Below are 18,109 nucleotides of genomic sequence, written 5' to 3'. Positions count from 1 at the left end.
CAGTCCGTTATTGCAATGACCATCTCCTGTATCCAGACCCACCCAACCAAAGGGCAGACCGAGGCCAACCTCCGGTCCGTCGAACCTCTCGTGCTCGGGGCCGACGCGGACCTCGTCGTGCTCCCGGAGCTGTTCGCCACCGGCTACTTTTTCGACTCGTCCGAGCAGGCGGCGTCACTGGCCGAGACCATCGACGGCCCGACGGTCCGCCAGCTGGAAGGCTGGGCGCAGGAAACCGGCGCGACCATCGTCGCCGGTCTCGCCGAGCGCGACGGCGACGCGCTTTACAACTCGGCTGTCGTCGTGGCCCCGAACGGCCTGCTCGGCACGTACCGCAAGACGCACCTCTACTACGAGGAGACCCAGCACTTCGCGCCCGGCGCGGACGGGTTCGAGGTCTGGACGGTCACTGACCGCAAGCGCCGGAGCTACCGGCTCGGCGTGATGGTCTGCTTCGATTGGTTCTTCCCCGAGTCGGCCCGCACGCTCGCGCTCCAGGGCGCCGACGTGATCGCGCACCCCTCGAACCTCGTGCTCCCGCACTGCCCGGCCGCGATGCCCATCCGGGCGCTCGAGAACGGGGTGTTCACGGCGACCGCCAACCGGGTCGGGACAGAGTCGAACGGGCGCGAGTCCCTGACGTTCGTGGGCCAGAGCCGGATCTGCTCGCCTCGCGCCGAAGTGCTCGCAGCAGCGTCCGTGGTCGACGAGGCGGTGATCCGGGCCGAGATCGACCCGCACGAGGCGCGGACGACCGCGCTCAATCCCTACAACGACCGGGTCGCCGACCGGCGCCCGGAGCTGTACGCGAGCTAAAGGCTTGAGAGCGCCTGCTGGATCCGCGCTTCGGGCTCCGGGCTCAGGTCCGGCTCGAACGTCCGGCCGGTAATCGTCTCGTAAAGCTCCACGTAGCGGGCGCTGACGTCGGCGACGAAGTCAGGTGGCAAATCGGGCAGAGTCTGTCCGGCGAGCCCCTGGAACCCGTTCGCCATCAGCCACTCGCGGACGAACTCTTTCGAGAGCTGGCGCTGGGGCTCGCCCGCCGCCAGCCGCTCGGGGTAGCCGTCGGCGTAGTAGTAGCGCGACGAGTCCGGCGTGTGGACCTCGTCGATGACGAGCAGGCGGCCGTCCGGCGCGCGGCCGAACTCGTACTTCGTGTCGACCAGGATGAGCCCGCGCTCGGCGGCGATCTCGGTGCCGCGCGCGAACAGCGCCAGCGCCAGCTCGGACGCCTCCGCCAGCGTGTCGGCGTCCAAGATGCCGCGGGCCAGGATCTCCGCCCGGCTCGCGTCCTCGTCATGGCCCTCGACGGCCTTCGTGGCCGGCGTCAGGATCGGGGTGGGCAGCCGCTCGCTCTCGCGCAAGCCGTCGGGCAGCGCCTCACCGCACAGCTCGCGGCCGCCGTCGCGGTAGACGCGCCACGCGTGGCCGGCGAGGTAGCCGCGGACGACGAACTCGATGGGCAGCGCGTCGCACGCCACGCCGACGGTCACGTTCGGGTCCGGCACGGAGAGCACGTGGTTCGGAGCGACGTCGGCGGTGCGCTCGAAAAAGAACGCGGCGACCCCGTTCAGGACCTGCCCCTTGAGCGGGATGGCCTGCCGCAAGACGTGGTCGAACGCCGAGATGCGGTCCGTCGTGACGAGCACGATGCGGCCGTCGCCAAGCGTGTACGTGTCGCGGACTTTGCCCTGGTAGCGGCCGCCGAGGCCGAGGTGCGTGGCTGCGAGCGGCGGGGGGAGCGTCATGCCTTGGGGCGTGCGGTCGAGCCGCGCTCGATCAAGGAGAGCGGGAGCTCGACCGAGACGCGGTCGTCGGTCGCGCCCGCGATGCGGTGGAGGAGCCGCTCGGTCGCCAGCAGGCCCGCGCGGTGCATCCCCTGCGCGACCGTCGTGAGGTCGAGGAAGCGGCTCAGTTTGAGGTCGTCGTACCCGACGATGGAGAGGTCGCGAGGGATCACGAGCCCGTGGTCGCGAGCGTACGACCACGCCCCGAACGCCTGCACGTCCGACGAGGCGAAGACGGCGGTCGGCGGGGCGTCGTGCGCGAGCAGGTGCGCCATCGCCTCGGCGCCCGCCTCCTCGGAGTACCCCGCATGTTTGGTGGTCTCCCCGGCGGCGACGAGCGTCGGGTCGAACGGGAGGCCGGCCTCTGCCAGCGCCCGCTTGTAGCCGACCAGCCGGGGGGCCGACGTGGCGCTCCACGCGTGCGAGGCGATCAGGCCGACCCGGCGGTGGCCCTTCCCGATGAGGTACGACACCGCGCGGTAGGCGCCGTCCTCGTCGTCCCACCAGTACGCGTCGAGGCCCGGGGCTTGCGCGCCCAGGAGGACGACGGGGGCGGGGAAGGCGCGGAGTTGCTCGGCGACCTCCCCTTCGATCGGCATCCCCATGAGCAGGAGCGCGTCGACCGCACCCCGGTTCAGAAACCGCTGCAACGTCGCGTAGGGCTGCCCAGAGCCGAGATTGCAGAGCAGCAGGTCGATGTCCCGCTCGCGGAGCGCGTCCTTGACGCCTTTGAGCATCTCGACGAAAAAGAGGGAGGTCGCCGACGGCAAGGCGACGGCCACCGAGGTCGTCGAGCCCTGGGCCAGGTTCCGGGCCGTCCGCTGCGGGCGGAAGTTGAGCTTGCGGATCGCCGAGCGGACGCGGCTGCGCGTCGCGTCGGAGACCTCGTCGGAGCCGTTGAGGACCCGGGAGACCGTCGAGATCGCGACGCCGGCGGCGTCGGCGACGTCGTAGATCGTGGGCCGGCTGTGGGCAGGGCGCTGTGGCATGGGCATAAGGGGATGCCCGAAGCTAGCGGCGCTAGGCGGAGGGGCGCATCCAGTCGACGCCTAATCGAGACGCGTGGCCGTCGACACCGACGGCATGGCGGACGGCCTCTGTGGCGTACCGCTTGGCCCCCTGCAACGCCTCCTCGACGTGCTGGCCCTCGATCAGTCCCTTGAGTGCCGTTATTGCAAGACCACTCGCTGCCCCATCCGGCGCCCCATCCAACAGGGGAGCCTCGTAAAGAGCGAAGTCCTCGCCGTCATAGTAGAGGTCGGCAAACAGCCGGTCCTGGCCGTCTGCGCCGGGGTCGTCCGCGGCGTCGTAGAACCGGTAGGGGAGGGACCCGCAGCGGATCAGCACATGCGCGGCGCCCCGGTTGTGGAGCCGCTGGGCGGCCACCTGGGCGTCGTCGAGCGACTCGATCTGGGTGTTCGTCACCAGTTCGGCGTCCGCCTTGGACAGCGTGACGAGTCGGGCCGCGCCGAGCCGGTCGGCCACGGCGTCGATGCCGCGCGCTTCGAGGACGGTTTCGCCGCTGGGCCCCGAGGCCACCAGGTCGAGCACGGTCGGCACGTCCATCGCGGCCAGCGCGTCGAGCACGGCGACCGCCGTCTTGTCGCTTCCGAGAATGCCCACCTTCACGCCGCGGATCGGGCCTACCTGCGCGAGGTGCTCCAACTGGGCGATGACGGTGTCGACCGGGACGTCCGTTACGTCGGTCACCCGGCCCCCGCTGGCGACCACGATGGACGTGATCACAGGGAAGGGCGCCAACCCCAGCGAACGGGCGACCAAGACGTCGGCGGCGATCCCGCGTTCGGTCGCGGTATAGGCAGCGCCGATGACGGCGATGGGGAGGAGCGACATGGAACTCAGGGCGGGGGATGGGGGCGACTGCCCAACGCGGATCGTCCCGCCGGTGTCCCGGGCGGTGGAGCCTTCCGGGTATCTTGGCCGATCCCACCTCGCCCCTATGGCCCGCGTCGACCTCGAACACGTCCGGAAGGAGTACGACAACGGGCACGTCGCCGTCCACGACGCATCGCTAGCGGTCAAAGACGGCGAGTTCATGGTGCTCGTGGGGCCCTCCGGGTGCGGCAAGAGCACCACGCTCCGCATGATCGCCGGGCTCGAATCGATCACGGACGGGACGATCCGGATCGGCGACCGCGTCGTCAATGACGTCGAGCCCAAAGACCGGGACATCGCGATGGTCTTCCAGAACTACGCGCTGTACCCGCACCTCAGCGTCTTCGACAACATGGCCTTCGGGCTCAAACTCCGCAAGCGACCGAAGGCCGAGATCGCACGCCGGGTCCAGGAGGCGGCGGACATCCTGGGGCTCGGGGCGGTGCTCGACCGGAAACCGAAGGCGCTCTCCGGCGGCCAGCGCCAGCGCGTCGCGCTTGGCCGGGCCATCGTCCGCGAGCCGGCGGTGTTCTTGTTCGACGAGCCCCTGTCCAACCTCGACGCCAAGCTCCGGGTGCAGACGCGAGCGGAGATCTCCAAGCTCCACCGGGCGCTCGGGGCCACCATGGTCTACGTGACGCACGACCAGGTGGAGGCGATGACGATGGGCGACCGGATCTGCGTCTTGCACGACGGGCACGTCCAGCAGGTGGCCGCGCCCCTGGAGCTGTACGATCGCCCGGCCAACACCTTCGTGGCCGGTTTCGTGGGGAGCCCCGCCATGAACCTGCTTCACGGCCACGTGGAGGGTGGCGTGTTTACGTCCGACGATGCCGGGGTCCGCATCGCCATTGAGGATGGGTTCGGGGACTTCCCGGTCACGCTGGGAATCCGGCCGGATGACTTGTACGCTGGCGAACCGGCCCGTGCGGGCCTCAGACTCTCTGAGCCCGTTATTGCTATCATCGACCTGGATGAACCCATGGGCCCTGACGTGGTCGTGTACCTGTCCGTGCCAGACGGGCCATCGCTGGTCGCTCGAGTTCAACCCCAGCGGCTCGAGGTGGGCGCTCCGTTCAGTGTGCGGCTCGATCTGGACCGGGTACATCTGTTCCACCGCGAGACCGGGGAACGCATCGAGCCGACCGCCGCGTAAGACGCTAGCACCGCGCCCGTGCGGGCTCACTCAACCACACCGGACATGAAAGCTTTCAACATGCTCCTGCTGGCGTTCGTGTTGGTCGCCGGCTCCGTGGCCCTGGTCGGCTGCGAGACGGAGAGGCAAACCGAGGTCGAGGCCGACGGCGACACCGATGTCGACACGGAGCTCACGTTCGACGACGAGGCCATCGATGAGGCGGAGGCTGAGTTGAAGGAGCTCGGCGACGACATCGAGGCGGGCGCTCGCGAGGCGGGCGTGGCAATCCAAGACGCGGCCCGGGACGTGTCCGACGCCATCCGGGACGTGTCCGACGCCATCGATGAGAACGTTGACCTCGGCGACAACGCCGGGACCCCCGAGGTCGACGACAACAACTAGCCGGACCGTGCGGGACCGGCTGGCGCAAGCCGCCCCGGCCGGCCATCTTTTCTGGCGCCCAGTCCCGATAACTCCTATTATCGAACCGCCAGCCAGCCCCGCGTTTTGCCCGACCTCGTCCGTACTCCCCACGCGAAGCTCGGCCGCGCGTTCACGGCGCAATCCGACCTCGTCCCGCTCTACCTGTTGCGGTTCGACCGTGAGAACACGCGCCGCGCCTACGCACGCGACATCGAAACATTCTTCGGCACGCCGACCGTCACGCTGGAGCTTGCGGCAGCGGTCACGTTTGGGGACGTCAATGAGGCGCTTCAGGCGCTCGAGGACGCCGGCAAGAGCCCGGCGACCCGGCGTCGTTTTCTCGCATCGCTGCGGGGGTTCTTCGCGTGGCTCACTGCACTCGGTTTTCTGGACCTCAATCCCGCCGATCGTCACCTGGTCCGGAAGGTCCGGAAGTCGCCCACGCGCGAGCAGCTGGTGACGGTGCTCACGCGCGAGCAGGCGTCGGCCATGCTCGACGCCGTCGACCTGTCGGCGGAGACGGGCATGCGGGACTACGCGCTCGTAAAGACTCTATTGCACTGCGTTCTGCGGCGTTCGGAGGCGTCGGCCATGAATGTGGACGACCTTTCGCAAGCCGGAGACCACACCGTCTTGACCATTCGCGAAGCCAAGGGTGGTGCGAACCAGATCGTGAAGGTGCCGGCTCACGTCGCCTCGACGATCCAGGAGTTTGCAGATTCCCAGGGATACCGGTCAGGCCCCGTCTGGCGGTCGTTCTCGACCAACCAGTCCCGGGGTCGCCGGTTGTCCGGGTCGTCCATCTATAAGATCGTCCGGAAGCTCGGCGAGAAGGCGGGTGTCACGGCGCGCGTCGGGGCCCACACGCTGCGCCATACAGGGTGCACATTGGCCATCGAAGGTGGGGCCTCATTGCAGCAGGTACAGACGCACGCGAGACACAAAAGTATCGAAACAACGATGCGGTACGTTCATCAACGCGACCGACTGAACGACAGCGCGGCCGACTTTATCGATCTCTAATGGACTACGATCTCATCGTCGTCGGAGCTGGGCACAACGCCCTGATTTCGGCCGCCTACGCGGCGAAAGCTGGGTATCGAGTCGGGGTCTTCGAACGGCGCGACATCGTCGGCGGTGCGGTCTCGACAGTCGAGCAGGTGCCGGGGTACCAGTTCGACCTTGGAGGCTCCGCCCACATCCTCATACGCTTGACTCCAATCGTCGACGAGTTGGACCTTTATAGTTACGGGCTGGAGTACCTGGAACTCGACCCTCTGTTTTTTGCCCCGTACGAGGACGATTCGTCGGTCTTTATCTACCGGGATGTCGACCGGACCTGCCAGCACCTCGAGCAGCAGTTCCCCGGTGAGGGCGACAACTACCGGCGGTTCGTCGACACCTGGCGGCCGTTCTCAGAGACCGTTCGCGATGTCTTTCTGTCCACCCCGAGCCCGTTCGAACTTGGGAAGACGTTCGTGATGGGCGACTCGGCTCAGATCGACTGGCAGAAGGCCCTGTCCGTCATCATGCGGCCGTATGGTGAAGTGGTCGATCAGTACTTCACCGAGGAGAAGGTCAAGACCCCGCTGGTGTGGATGGCCGCCCAGAGTGGCCCCCCTCCTACCGAGGCTATGAGCGCGCCGTTCTTGCTTTGGCACCCCCTGTATCACGAGAGCGGCGTGGCCCGGCCTCGGGGCGGGTCCGGCGGACTCACCCAGGCGCTCGCGGCGATGATCCGCGCCCACGGCGGGGACATCCACACGTCCTCGCCGGTCGACAAGCTGATCGTCAACAACGGCAAGGCGGAGGGCGTCCGCGTAGGTAAAGAGATCTACACCGCCAGGGCCGTCCTCTCCGGGACGCACATCCTCGAAACGCTGGACAAGCTGCTTCCGGCCGAGCACAGGCCTCCTGAGGCGGACGGAATGCGCGTCGGGAACGGATTCGGGGCCATTCTGCGGCTCGCGCTCGACAAGCCTCTTCAGTACGCCGCAAGCCCCGGCGACGACGCGCGGACCGCGCTCCAACTGGTCTGCCGCGACCGCCAGCAGATCATGGACGCCTACGCGGACTACCTCAAGGGCCATCCCGCGGACGATCCGCCGATCGTCGGGATGAGCTTCTCGGCCGTCGACGACACACTCGCGCCCCCCGGCGGTGAGGTCCTGTGGCTGTGGGCCCAGTACTTCCCCTATGAGATGACCGGCGGCCGGCGCTGGGACGACATCGGGGACGAGGTAGCCGACCGGATCCTCGATACCTTTGAACCCTACGCGCCCGGGACCAAGGCGTCCGTCGTCGGGAGTCTGTTCCAGCATCCGCTCTGGCTCGAGCGCGAGCTCGGCCTGTTCAAGGGAAACGTGATGCACCTCGAAATGACCATCGACCAGATGTTCAGCTTGCGCCCCTCCACTACACTGTCCGATTACCGTGGCCCCGTGGATGGGTTGTTTCTGACCGGCGCCAGCATGCATCCGGGGGGAGGCATTATGGGTGCATCAGGGCGGAACGCCGCCCGGGTCGTTTTGCACCATCTCGACACCAAGCGATGACTTTCGATCCCCGGCAGCGATACGCTCGTCAGATCCAGCTTCCCGAGATCGGAGAGGCCGGTCAGGGGCGGCTTGCGGAGGCGTCCTGCCTGGTCGTTGGGACGGGAGGCCTGGGGTCGCCAGCGCTGCATCATCTTGTCGCATCTGGCGTCGGACGCGTCGGCTTCGTCGAGTTTGATACCGTCGATATCACAAACCTGCATCGCCAGACGCTGTTCTCGACGTCCGATATCGGCCGTCCCAAGGCCGAAGCCACGCTGGAGCGGCTGCGCGCGATCAATCCAGACATAACGGTCGAGTGCCACCCCAAAAGGCTGGACGCGAGCAACGCGGACGCCCTGCTCGCGGGGTACGACGTGGTCGTCGACGGGTCCGACACGTTCGCGACGCGGTACGTGGTCAACGACGCCGCCGTCCGGACCGGGACCCCGGACGTGTTTGCCTCCGTGGGGACGTTTTCCGGCCAGGCGTCCGTGTTCGCGGCAACCGGCGGCCCGTGCTATCGCTGTCTGTTTCCGGAGCCCCCGCCCCCAGGGTTGATCCCGAACTGCGCCGAAGGCGGCGTGCTCGGCGTCGTGCCATCGCTGTTCGGGACAATCCAGGCGTCCGAGGCGCTCAAGCTGCTCTTGGGCATCGGAGAGCCGCTGGTCGGGCGGCTGTTGATGATTGACCTGCTGGCGGTCGAAGTCCGCGAGATCGGGATCGACCGGGACCCGCAGTGTCCCGCGTGTGGCCTGGGCCGCCTGGCGGAGGTCGCGGACGCCGGCGAGGTGTCGCCCGGCGACCTGAGAGTCCGGATGGCCGCCGGGGGCGTCCACCTTCTCGATGTGCGCGAAGCCGCTGAGCGGAGCGCCGACCACATCGGCGGCCGGCACATCCCTGTGGGACAGTTGGAGGCGCGCCTGTTCGAACTCGAACTGTGGAAGGCCGAGGAGGTCATTGTTTACTGCAAGTCGGGGGGGCGCTCCGCGCAAGCCGCCCGGCTGCTCGCCGAGCGGGGCCACCGGGCGCTGAGCTTGCGTGGCGGCCTGGACGCGTTCCGACGGCTCTCGTGACGCATCGCGCCCTCGTGCTGGCCGGCCCGACCGCCGTCGGGAAATCGTCGCTGGCGTTGGACGTAGCCGAGGCCCTGGGAGCGGAGATCGTGTCGGCCGACAGCCGGCAGCTGTACCGTGGCCTCGACATCGGGACCGCCAAACCCTCAGCTGCCGATCGGGAGCGCGTGCCCCACCACCTGGTCGACCTCATCGATCCAGGAGACCGGATCACGGCTGGCCGATGGCTCGAGATGGCGCGGGGGACGATTGAGAGATTGTGGGCACAGGGCACCCCGGTAGTCGTGGTAGGCGGATCCACGCTCTACGTCCACGCCCTGCTGGAGGGGCTGGCGAATCTCCCTCCGGTGCCTCCGGCGCTCGAGGCTCAGCTTCTGGAGGCGATTACAGAGCCTGAGGGCGCACAGCGCTTATTCGAGGAGCTGAGCCGGTCCGATCCCGAGGCGGCAGCCACGCTCGACCCGACCAAGTCGCACCGGCTGGTGCGGTGGGTCGGGGTGCTGCGCAGCACGGGCCGTCGGCCGTCCGAGTTGTGGGCGGAGTCACAGCGCGCTGGGCTGCCCTCGAGGCTGGTCGTTCTCGACCGACCACGCCCAGAGCTGTATGCCCGCATCGACGCGCGAGTCGACGGCATGCTGGACAGTGGCCTGGTGGACGAAGTCACGCGGCTCGCGTCCGACTCAGATGCTCGGCCCACTCTCCGGGCGACGATCGGGTATCAGGAGTGGCTGCCCGTCCTCGCGGGCGAGCGCTCGGCGGCCGAGGCCGTCCGGCTGATCAAGCGAAACTCCCGACGCTACGCGAAGCGGCAGCTCACCTGGTACCGGCGCTACCCAGACGCGTCGTGGCTCGACGCGCGCTCGGCCACCGCCGAGGCCGTGCTCGACGTCGGAGGCGAGGTCCGTCGGGCATAGATCTCTCGTGCCCAAAGCAGGGCAGCCCCTCCCCACCCGATCAGGGTGGCCCACTCTCCGGCCCCTCCGGTCGTGTAGCTCAGATACGTCGCGCTCGACAGTGCGCAGAGCCAGAGTAGGGGTTTGGATTCCAATAACGGAATCATCCACAAGACTGGAAGCCAGTACCACGGGTGCAGCGTGCTCGCCGTCATCGCGAACCCCACCACGCAAACCGTCAGCACACACCGAAGGCCAGGCACGCGGCCGTCATCGGCGACCCACGAGGCGGCCACGGCCACGGCGAACAGAACGCCCAGCAGACCGCTTGCGGCCGCCCCCGCCCCGGCGCCCAGCACCGGATAAAGGACCGATTTCAGCAAGCGATACGGGCCCGCGTACTCGTCGAACGTCCCGAAAAAGAGCGCGACCGACTCCTGAACGTGTGCGATCGCCTGGGGGTGCCACACGAGCGACGACAACGCTGCGACGAGCACGATGGACACCACGACACCTGGCAGGCCGTCTCGACGCCACACCGCGGGAGCGAGCGCAAACGGATACAGCTTGGTGAGTCCTGCGACCGTCACCCCTACAGACGCGAGCGGCCAGCGCGATCGTCCCGCCCACAGGACCAGCCCGAGCCCCCCGACGACGAGCCCCTCGGTGTGTCCCTGTCCGGCGACCTCGATGACGGCCAACGGGCTCCACGCGTACAGCGCGCCCAGACGGGGGCCGCAAAGGCGGAGCAGGAGCCAGACGCCGAGCAGCTCCGCCCCGACGAGCAGGACTTTCAGCCACACCCACTGCTGGCGCCACGTCGAGCCCTGCGCGGCGATGGCAAACACCGCTTGTGAGGCGGGCGGGTAGACCGAGTAGTACTCGGGAGAGTTCATCTGGGCCAGCAGCCCTGTGGCCGGCAGCTCGGCGAGAGCGGGGTCCGCGGGCCGCATCGCGTAGGGCGAGATCCCCTCGAGCACGACGGCCCCGTCCCACAGATAGCGGTAGCCGTCGTCGGACAGGACGGGCGCCATGGGGAGCGCGACCAGGCGGAGGAACACGGCCCCGAGGAGGACGAGACCCAGCGTCGGTGCGCGACGGCGGAGCCAGAGGATCAATGCTCCTGACGCGAGGAGATGGACGCCCACGAATGCGAGCCGCCACGAGGCCCCGGCCTCGGGGACACGGGCCGTCCAGGCCAACACGGCGATGCTGGCGGCGGCGAGGACGAGCGCGAGGGCCCCCTCCCGGCGCCCTACGGGCGGGGCCGGATCGTCAAACACAGAGCGCCGCCGTCGATGTACATGGCGTCGGTAACGGTCGACAGGATGAACAGGCCTCGGCCGTCGACGGCGAGCGGGTCGTCGGGCAGCGAGGGCCGCTCGAGGACGGTCGGGTCCGGCCCCGGGCCCCCGTCGGACACGCAGATGTCGAGGCCGCCGTCGCCCTCCCGAAACTCGACCTCCACTTCGGCCGCGGACGGGTCGCCGTGCTCGATCGCGTTCCCGACGGCCTCGCCGACGGCGAGCACGAGTCTCGTGACGTCGGCGGCGGGCCAGTTCTCGACCCGGGCGAGGGCCTCCGCCCTCTCACAGGCGGTCCCCACGGCGGAGGCGAGGCGCGGGAGCCGAAGCGTGAGAGGCAGCATGTAGCGCGTGGGACGCGAGAAGGTACCGTATCAGCTGGCGGCGCAGAGCAACGGGTACGAGACCTTTTGCAATAACGGACCGAAGCCCGGCAGAGATCGGCCCGGCCCGCCGGGCCACCGCGAGAACCCCGCGCGACACACGGGGCGTGACCGCCGGGCACCGCGCGCGCAGCGCCGGCAGCGCCCGCCCGTACGCCTCGACATTCTGTACGGCCCGGTCGAGGTCTCCCAGATCGTGCAGGCGGACCGAGGTGCCCGCGAGCCGGAGCCCGGACGGGTGCACGAGGCTGAGCTCGCAGGCTAGCGCCTGGTCCTCCCCGTACGCGATGTCTTCCGGGAATCGCCCCGCCCGGAGCAACGCCGGCCGACGGACGGCGCTGGCGCCGGCGAGGAAAAAGCGCCAGTCGAGCGGCTGCCCCTCCGAGAGATCGGGGCTCGGTCCTCGCCGCGCGTGGACGGCGTAATCCTGATACGGGTCGGACGGGTCCGTGGCGACCGGCTCGATGCGCGCGACCGCTGCCACGGCTTCAGGCAACGATGCCGCCGCCGCGAGCGCTCGCGCCGAACCGACGGCCGGCTCCACGTCCGCATCCAGAAACACGATCACCGTTCCGCTGCTGGCGGCGATCCCCGCGTTCCGGGCCCCTGAGCGCCCCGTGTTCCTGGGCAGGGTCACGACGCGGGCGCGGGGGTCGTCTCGGGCCGCCTCGGCGAGATGCCGCGACGTCTCGTCGGTCGACCCGTCGTCGACCCACACGATCTCGTCGACGCCCTCGAGCGCGAGGACGCCGGGGACGGTCGTGGGCAGGATGTGGGCCCCTTGAAAGACAGGGATGACGACCGAGATCATGAACGCAGCAGCCGCTCCAGGCGGGCGGTGGACTCGACCCAGCTAAACCGGGAGACGGCGGCGTGTCCCGCGAGCGCCAGCCGTATCCGCTCATCGGGGTCACGGAGCAGCCGCGCGGCTTCGGACGCGATCCCCTCGGCGTCGCCGACCGCCACTTCGACCATCGACTCGCCGGGGGAAAGGAACTCGCGGGGTCCACGGCTGGCGGTCGCCACAATCGCGCAGCCGCAGGCCGCGGCTTCCATGGGCACGAGCCCCCATCCCTCCAGCCGGCTCGTGTGGAGGCACACGGCGGCCTCGTTGTACATCGTCCGGAGGTCGTCGCGCGAGGGCCGGACATGGAGGTCGACCCACTCGGGCAAGCGGTGGCTCGGCGGCCGCGCCGCGACGAGCGTCGCCGCCACATCCGGCACCTGCTGGCGGAGAGCGTCGAGGGCCGCGACCAGCGTGTCGGGCCCCTTGGTCGGGTGGCGGTGGTACAGCGCCATCACGCAACGGCCGCGCTGCGCGGGCGGCCTGACGACGAACATCTCCTCGGGGTCGACGGCGTTCGGCACGAGGCCCTCGACCGCGTGACCGTGCGCCTCGACCGTACCGGCAAGCCAGCGCGCGACGGCCAACTTGCGCAGGGGCAAGGCCCACGTGGCCTGGGCGCGCGGGTCGAGGACGCGCTCGTCGCCTTGGAGGAAGTAGAACCGCCTCCCCCCCCGCAGTGCGGCGACCCACCGAGCGGTTTGCCACCCGGTTGCAATAACGGCATCATACCCTGCACCGTCGATGTCGGCGGCCGTCGACGGCTCGATCACACGAACACCGGGCACCTCGGCCCGGGCGTCGGCCACCCCGTGGAGCCGGTCGCGCGCGATGACCGCCATTCGTCGCGCCCACGCGAGCGCCCCCGCTGACCGCTTGGGCGCGATGACATCCACGTCGTGCCCCAGCGCCGCCAGCCCGGTCGCGTGGCGGAAGACGACGGCCGCGCCCCCCTGCGGGACGCGCACCGGGGCGGGCAGCACGAACGCGAGGCGCACTTAGACGACGACCAGGTCGGCCGGCAGCGGCGTCAGGTCGTCGCAGCCGCCCTCCCGGAGCGCGACGATGTTCTCGATCCGGACGCCGAACCGGCCTGGGATATACACGCCCGGCTCGATGGTGATGGTGGCGCCGGCGGGCAGCGTGTCCTGGTTTTGCCGCGACACGCGGGGCCACTCGTGGACCTCCAGCCCGACGCCGTGGCCCAGGCTGTGCGAGAACGCCTCGCCCAGCCCGGCCGCCGCGATCACGTCGCGGGCGACGGCATCGAGTTCTTTGCCCGTCATCCCTGCGCGAGCGGCCGAAATCGCCGCGCGTTGGGCGTCTTGCACGACCGCGTACGCCGCTCGTGCCTCCTCGCCCGGCTCCCCGACGGCGACGGTCCGCGTCAGGTCCGAGCAGTAGCCGTCGAGCACGCCGCCCATGTCGAGCACGACCAGGTCGCCCGGCGCGAGCGCGCGCGACGACGGCCGGGCGTGGGGCAGCGCCCCGCGTGGCCCGCTGGCGACGATCGGCTCGAATGACATCGCCGAGGCGCCCCTCCGAAGGTGCTGGTACACGACCTCCGCCGCGATCGCCTGCTCGGTGACGCCGGCCGTAATCGACGGAAGGACGGCCTCGAAGACCTCGCACGTCAGCGCTTGCGCGGCGGCAACCGCCGCGATCGCGGCCTCGTCTTTTTGGGCGACCGTGCGCGCGAGCAGGGTGTCGACCGGCACCAGCTCGACTGCCAGCGCCTCGCCCAGTTCGCGATGCGCCGACACGGTCAAGTGGTCCCCCTCGACGACTAGGCATTGGGCTCGGCCCACCAGTCCGTGCTCGCTGGCGTACGCCGCGAGTGACGCCGGGGCGATGTGGACCGTCGCGTCGGACACCTCGGACGCCGCCTGCGCCGTGTACCGCCCATCGGTGACGAAGTGGGCGGCGTCGGGCGTGACCAGCAGGAGCCCGTTCGAGCCGGTAAACCCGAGCGCCCACCGCAGGCTCGGCGCGTGCGTCACGAGCGCCGCGTCCGCGTCGTGCTCGGCGGCCAGGGCCCGCAGGGTGTCGACCCGGCTCACGAGCGCGTCGAGTAGTTCGGCGACTCGGAGGTGATGGTGACGTCGTGGGGGTGGCTCTCGCGCAAGCCGGCGCTCGTGATGCGGACAAACTGGCCGCGCTCTTGGAGCTCGGGGATCGTCGCCGTGCCGCAGTACCCCATCGCGGCGCGCAGGCCGCCGACCATCTGATACGTGATCTCGCCCAGCGTCCCCTTGTACGGCACGCGCCCCTCGATGCCCTCGGGCACCAACTTTTTGAGGTCGTCCTCGGCGTCCTGGAAGTAGCGGTCCTTGGAGCCGGCCTCCATCGCGCCGAGCGACCCCATCCCGCGGTAGTTCTTGTACCGCCGCCCCTCGTAGAGGACGGTCTCGCCCGGGCTCTCCTCGACGCCCGCCAGCAGGCTCCCGACCATCACGGTCGAGGCCCCGGCCGCGAGCGCCTTCGGGATGTCGCCGGTCTGCTTGACGCCGCCGTCCGCGATGATCGGGACGTCGTAGCGGCGGGCGGCCTCGGCGCAGCGCAGGATGGCCGTGAGCTGGGGTACGCCGACGCCGGCCACGACGCGCGTGGTGCAGATCGAGCCCGGTCCGATGCCCACCTTGACGGCGTCGGCGCCCGCCAGGATCAGGTCCTCGGTCGCCTCCGGCGTCGCCACGTTCCCGGCGATCACGTCGAGCCCCTCGAACTGCTCCTTGATCTGGCGCACCATCGCGAGCACACCTTCGGAGTGGCCGTGCGCCGTGTCGACAACCACGAAGTCGACGCCCGCCTCGGCGAGCGCGGCCACGCGCTCGGGCGTGTCGGGCGTCACACCGACGGCGGCGCCGACGAGCAGGCGGCCGAACTCGTCCTTCGCGGCGTTCGGGTGCTTCTTCTTTTTCTGGATGTCCTTGAACGTGATGAGCCCCTTGAGAAAGCCCTCGGCGTCCGTCACCGGCAGCTTCTCGATCTTGTGCTCCTGGAGCGTCGCCTCGGCCTGGTCGAGCGTCGTCCCGACCGGCGCCGTGATCAGCCCCTCGGTCGTCATGATGGTCGAGAGCACGACGTCGTTGTCGAGCTGGAACCGCAAGTCGCGGTTGGTCACGATGCCGACCAGCCGCCGATCGTCGTCAACAACCGGGATCCCGCCGATGCTGTACCGCGCCATCCGCTGGCGCGCGTCGCCGACGGTGTCGACGGGGCGGAGCACGATCGGGTCCAAGATCATCCCGGACTCGCTCCGCTTGACGCGGCGGACCTCGCGGGCCTGGAGCTCGGCCGTCATGTTCTTATGGAGCACCCCGACGCCGCCCTCGCGCGCGATCGCAATCGCGAGGTCGGCCTCGGTGACCGTGTCCATCGCCGCGGCCACGATCGGCATCGTGATCGACAGGTTGCGGGTCAGCCGGGTCGAGGTGTCGACGTTGCGGGGCATCACGTCGCTGCGGGCGGGCACCAGCAGGACGTCGTCGTAGGTGAGGCCCTCGTAGGCGATTTTGTTCATGGGAGGGTTGCGGGATGGAGGGACGGAGGGATGGGCGCGCGGTGGTTGCCCATGCCGCATCCTGGCTCCCTCTTAAAACACGATGGGCTTGAGCTTGACGGAGCGGCGCAGGGCGTTGACCTCGTGGGGCTCCAGGCGGCGCCAGCGGCCACGGCGGAGGTCGGTGAGATCGAGGCCGGCATAGCCGACCCGTTCGAGCGTGACGACGCGGCGGTCGAGGGCTTCGACCATGCGGCGGACCTGGCGGTTGCGGCCCTCGTGGAGCTGGAGCGCGAAGATCCGCTTGTCGTCGCCGACGAACGTCGCGTTGTCGGCCCGGGCCGGCCCGTCGTCGAGCTCAACGCCCCGGCGCAAGCGGGCGATGTCGGCGTCGTCGAGCGGCCGGTTCACCTCGACTAGGTACAGTTTTACGGCGCCGAAGCTCGGGTGCATCAGCCGGTGGCCGAGCTCGCCGTCGGTCGTGAGAAGGAGCGCGCCCGTCGTGTCGCGGTCAAGCCGGCCGACGGGGAACAGCGCCTTTTTGAGGCGGTCCGGGATCGAGATTAGGTCGAGGACGGTCTGGCGGCCGCGGTCGTCGCTGACCGTCGTGATCGTGTCGAGCGGCTTGTTGAGGAGCACGTACACCAGGCCCGTCGGGCGGACGGGCTGGCCGTCAACCTCGACGTGGTCGTCGGGGCCGACCTTGACGCCCATCTCGGTCGTCACCGCGCCGTTGACGCTGACGCGGCCGTCGGCGATGATGGTGTCGGCCTCCCGGCGCGCAGCGATCCCGGCGCGAGCGAGGAACTTGTTGAGCCGCATCGGGCCCTCGGGCTCGGGGCGGGGCGCGGCGGGCGGGCCGGCGCGGTGCTTGCGCTGGGCCTGGGCCTTGCGGCGGGCGGAGGGGTCAGGCCGGGGCATCGGTCTCGGAGGGTGTGAGGACGGCCTGCGACGCCTGAACGACCTCGGCGAGGAGCTTCGCGCGCTCCTTGGTGAACGTGGGGTCGGCCAGAATCTCCGAGATCTCGCGCGGGGTCGGAAGGTCCGCGAGCGCGTCCAGCCCGAACTGATCCAGAAACCGGTCGGTCGTGGCGTACAGGAGCGGGCGGCCGACGCCGTCGCCCCTGCCGGCGATCGCCACAAAGTCGCGCTCCAGGAGCTGGCGCAGCGCGTAGTCGGAGGCCACGCCGCGGACGTGGTCGATCTCGGGCCGGGTAACGGGCTGCTTGTACGCGATCACCGCGAGGGTCTCGAGCAGCGACCGCGACAGCCGCTTCGACTCGTCGTCGGCGAAGAGGGCGCGGACGAACGGGTGCATCTCGGCGATCGTCGCCATCCGCAGGCCTCCCGCGAGCCGCTCGATCCGGAAGGCGCGGCCGCCCGACTGATACGCCGCGTTGAGGCGCTCCACGGCGGCCGTCACGGCCTCCGGCCCGACCTCGGCGCCCGTCACCTCGCCGTACGCCCGCGCCACGTCCTCGGGCCGCAGCGCGACGTCGCTGGCGAAGACGAGCGCTTCGACGGCCTGCTCGAACGTGTCGGGGGTGAGCGACTCCACTAGGCGGCGAGGGATTCGGTGGCTTGGGGGATCGGCTCGACGGCGAAGTCCTGGGGGTCGAGCCCGAAGACGAGGCGGATCGACTGGCGCTGCGCGAGGTCGAGCACGGCCAGGAACGTCACAATGACGAACGGCTTGCTCCGCCGGTCGACAAGCGCGCGGAACGAGGCGCCGCCGGCGGCGATGCGGCCGAGCACCCAGGCGCGTTGCACGTCGAGGGCGAACGTCTCGCGCTCGACCTCGTGGCGGAGCGGCTCGACGGGCGCGGCCCGATCGACGGCCGCGCCGAGCGCTTTGACGAGGTCAAAGATGGTCGCGCGGTACGTGATCTCGGTCGGGCCGAGCCGCGCGCGCTCAGACGCGTCAGACCGGGTGCGCAAGCGCTGGCGGGCCTCGAAGCGCCCGGCGAGCGCGCCCGCGGCCTCCTTGTACCGGACGTACTCCAGGAGTCGGTCGACCAGTTCCTGGCGGGGGTCGATCGGCTCGCCGGTCTCGTCGAGCTCCGGCCGCGGCATCAGCATCCGCGCCTTGATCTGAATCAGCAGGGCGGCCGTGAAGATGAAGTCCGCGGCGGCGTCGAGGTCCACGTGCTCGAGGACGCGAACGGCCTCGAGGTACTCGTCCGCGATCCGGGCGATCGGGATGTCGTGGACGTCGATCTCGTCCCGCCGGATAAAGAAGAGCAGCAGGTCGAGAGGCCCTTCGAACTGATCGAGGTGGACGCGATGCATGGGGGGACGGCTTTGCCGAAGCTACGGCCGTCCTGCCTCC

At 69.7% G+C, this 18,109-nt stretch carries 19 protein-coding genes; 7 read left to right on the top strand and 12 right to left on the bottom strand.

The window, feature by feature from the left end; translation table 11 throughout:
* Nucleotides 1-15 precede the first annotated feature (15 nt).
* The gene (locus ACLIRP_RS06685; RefSeq protein ID WP_412063189.1) at nt 16-816 is read left to right on the top strand and encodes a nitrilase-related carbon-nitrogen hydrolase; all 801 of its coding nucleotides are present in this window, start codon (nt 16-18) and stop codon (nt 814-816) included.
* Here ACLIRP_RS06685 and ACLIRP_RS06680 read toward each other — a convergent pair.
* The 3 genes from ACLIRP_RS06680 to ACLIRP_RS06670 are packed head-to-tail and all read right to left on the bottom strand — an operon-like array spanning nt 813 to nt 3,641.
* Nucleotides 813-1,748: a phosphoribosylaminoimidazolesuccinocarboxamide synthase gene (locus ACLIRP_RS06680; protein ID WP_412063188.1), complete on the bottom strand. Its 936-nt coding sequence runs from the start codon at nt 1,746-1,748 to the stop codon at nt 813-815. The genes ACLIRP_RS06685 and ACLIRP_RS06680 overlap by 4 nt on opposite strands.
* Complete coding sequence (locus ACLIRP_RS06675) at nt 1,745-2,776, bottom strand: LacI family DNA-binding transcriptional regulator (protein WP_412063187.1); 1,032 nt, start codon at nt 2,774-2,776, stop codon at nt 1,745-1,747. The genes ACLIRP_RS06680 and ACLIRP_RS06675 overlap by 4 nt, the downstream gene beginning before the upstream one ends.
* Nucleotides 2,777-2,807: 31 nt before the next feature.
* Nucleotides 2,808-3,641: a bifunctional hydroxymethylpyrimidine kinase/phosphomethylpyrimidine kinase gene (locus ACLIRP_RS06670; protein ID WP_412063186.1), complete on the bottom strand. Its 834-nt coding sequence runs from the start codon at nt 3,639-3,641 to the stop codon at nt 2,808-2,810.
* Between the two features lie 106 nt (nt 3,642-3,747).
* Between ACLIRP_RS06670 and ACLIRP_RS06665 the strand changes: the two genes are divergently transcribed.
* The 6 genes from ACLIRP_RS06665 to miaA all read left to right on the top strand — a co-directional run bounded on the left by ACLIRP_RS06665 (nt 3,748) and on the right by miaA (nt 9,768).
* The gene (locus ACLIRP_RS06665) at nt 3,748-4,839 is read left to right on the top strand and encodes an ABC transporter ATP-binding protein (protein WP_412063185.1); all 1,092 of its coding nucleotides are present in this window, start codon (nt 3,748-3,750) and stop codon (nt 4,837-4,839) included.
* Nucleotides 4,840-4,884: 45 nt separating this feature from the next.
* Nucleotides 4,885-5,223, top strand: coding sequence for a hypothetical protein (locus ACLIRP_RS06660; protein ID WP_412063184.1), 339 nt, complete (start codon nt 4,885-4,887; stop codon nt 5,221-5,223).
* A gap of 105 nt (nt 5,224-5,328) precedes the next feature.
* The gene (locus ACLIRP_RS06655; RefSeq protein WP_412063183.1) at nt 5,329-6,267 is read left to right on the top strand and encodes a tyrosine-type recombinase/integrase; all 939 of its coding nucleotides are present in this window, start codon (nt 5,329-5,331) and stop codon (nt 6,265-6,267) included.
* Entirely contained in the window at nt 6,267-7,799 is a 1,533-nt protein-coding gene (locus ACLIRP_RS06650) for a phytoene desaturase family protein (protein ID WP_412063182.1), read from the top strand. Before ACLIRP_RS06655 ends, ACLIRP_RS06650 begins: the two co-directional genes overlap by 1 nt.
* Complete coding sequence (locus ACLIRP_RS06645; RefSeq protein WP_412063181.1) at nt 7,796-8,854, top strand: ThiF family adenylyltransferase; 1,059 nt, start codon at nt 7,796-7,798, stop codon at nt 8,852-8,854. Before ACLIRP_RS06650 ends, ACLIRP_RS06645 begins: the two co-directional genes overlap by 4 nt.
* Nucleotides 8,851-9,768, top strand: coding sequence for a tRNA (adenosine(37)-N6)-dimethylallyltransferase MiaA (gene miaA, locus ACLIRP_RS06640; RefSeq protein WP_412063180.1), 918 nt, complete (start codon nt 8,851-8,853; stop codon nt 9,766-9,768). The genes ACLIRP_RS06645 and miaA overlap by 4 nt, the downstream gene beginning before the upstream one ends.
* Here the strand turns inward: miaA and ACLIRP_RS06635 are convergent.
* From ACLIRP_RS06635 to ACLIRP_RS06595, 9 genes are all read right to left on the bottom strand, one after another.
* Complete coding sequence (locus ACLIRP_RS06635; protein WP_412063179.1) at nt 9,684-11,030, bottom strand: hypothetical protein; 1,347 nt, start codon at nt 11,028-11,030, stop codon at nt 9,684-9,686. The two genes, miaA and ACLIRP_RS06635, sit on opposite strands and share 85 nt — an antisense overlap.
* Nucleotides 11,003-11,353: an ATP-binding protein gene (locus ACLIRP_RS06630; protein ID WP_412063178.1), complete on the bottom strand. Its 351-nt coding sequence runs from the start codon at nt 11,351-11,353 to the stop codon at nt 11,003-11,005. The genes ACLIRP_RS06635 and ACLIRP_RS06630 overlap by 28 nt, the downstream gene beginning before the upstream one ends.
* On the bottom strand, nt 11,337-12,245 hold the full coding sequence (locus tag ACLIRP_RS06625) for a glycosyltransferase family 2 protein (protein ID WP_412063177.1): 909 nt from the start codon (nt 12,243-12,245) through the stop codon (nt 11,337-11,339). The genes ACLIRP_RS06630 and ACLIRP_RS06625 overlap by 17 nt, the downstream gene beginning before the upstream one ends.
* Entirely contained in the window at nt 12,242-13,276 is a 1,035-nt protein-coding gene (locus ACLIRP_RS06620; protein WP_412063176.1) for a glycosyltransferase family 4 protein, read from the bottom strand. Before ACLIRP_RS06620 ends, ACLIRP_RS06625 begins: the two co-directional genes overlap by 4 nt.
* The gene (locus tag ACLIRP_RS06615; RefSeq protein WP_412063175.1) at nt 13,277-14,338 is read right to left on the bottom strand and encodes an aminopeptidase P family protein; all 1,062 of its coding nucleotides are present in this window, start codon (nt 14,336-14,338) and stop codon (nt 13,277-13,279) included.
* Nucleotides 14,335-15,801, bottom strand: coding sequence for an IMP dehydrogenase (guaB, locus tag ACLIRP_RS06610; protein WP_412063174.1), 1,467 nt, complete (start codon nt 15,799-15,801; stop codon nt 14,335-14,337). Before guaB ends, ACLIRP_RS06615 begins: the two co-directional genes overlap by 4 nt.
* A 72-nt stretch (nt 15,802-15,873) precedes the next feature.
* The gene (locus ACLIRP_RS06605) at nt 15,874-16,701 is read right to left on the bottom strand and encodes a pseudouridine synthase (RefSeq protein WP_412063173.1); all 828 of its coding nucleotides are present in this window, start codon (nt 16,699-16,701) and stop codon (nt 15,874-15,876) included.
* A complete protein-coding gene (gene scpB, locus ACLIRP_RS06600; protein ID WP_412063172.1) occupies nt 16,688-17,338 on the bottom strand; it encodes an SMC-Scp complex subunit ScpB in 651 nt (216 codons plus the stop codon). Before scpB ends, ACLIRP_RS06605 begins: the two co-directional genes overlap by 14 nt.
* Nucleotides 17,338-18,069, bottom strand: a complete 732-nt coding sequence (locus ACLIRP_RS06595; RefSeq protein ID WP_412063171.1) for a segregation and condensation protein A — start codon at nt 18,067-18,069, stop codon at nt 17,338-17,340. Before ACLIRP_RS06595 ends, scpB begins: the two co-directional genes overlap by 1 nt.
* Between the last annotated feature and the right edge of the window lie 40 nt (nt 18,070-18,109).

Source organism: Rubrivirga halophila (assembly GCF_046845755.1).
Lineage (GTDB): Bacteria > Bacteroidota > Rhodothermia > Rhodothermales > Rubricoccaceae > Rubrivirga.
The sequence above is the reverse complement of the archived record's forward strand: the minus strand, read 5'-3'. Positions and strand labels throughout refer to the sequence as shown.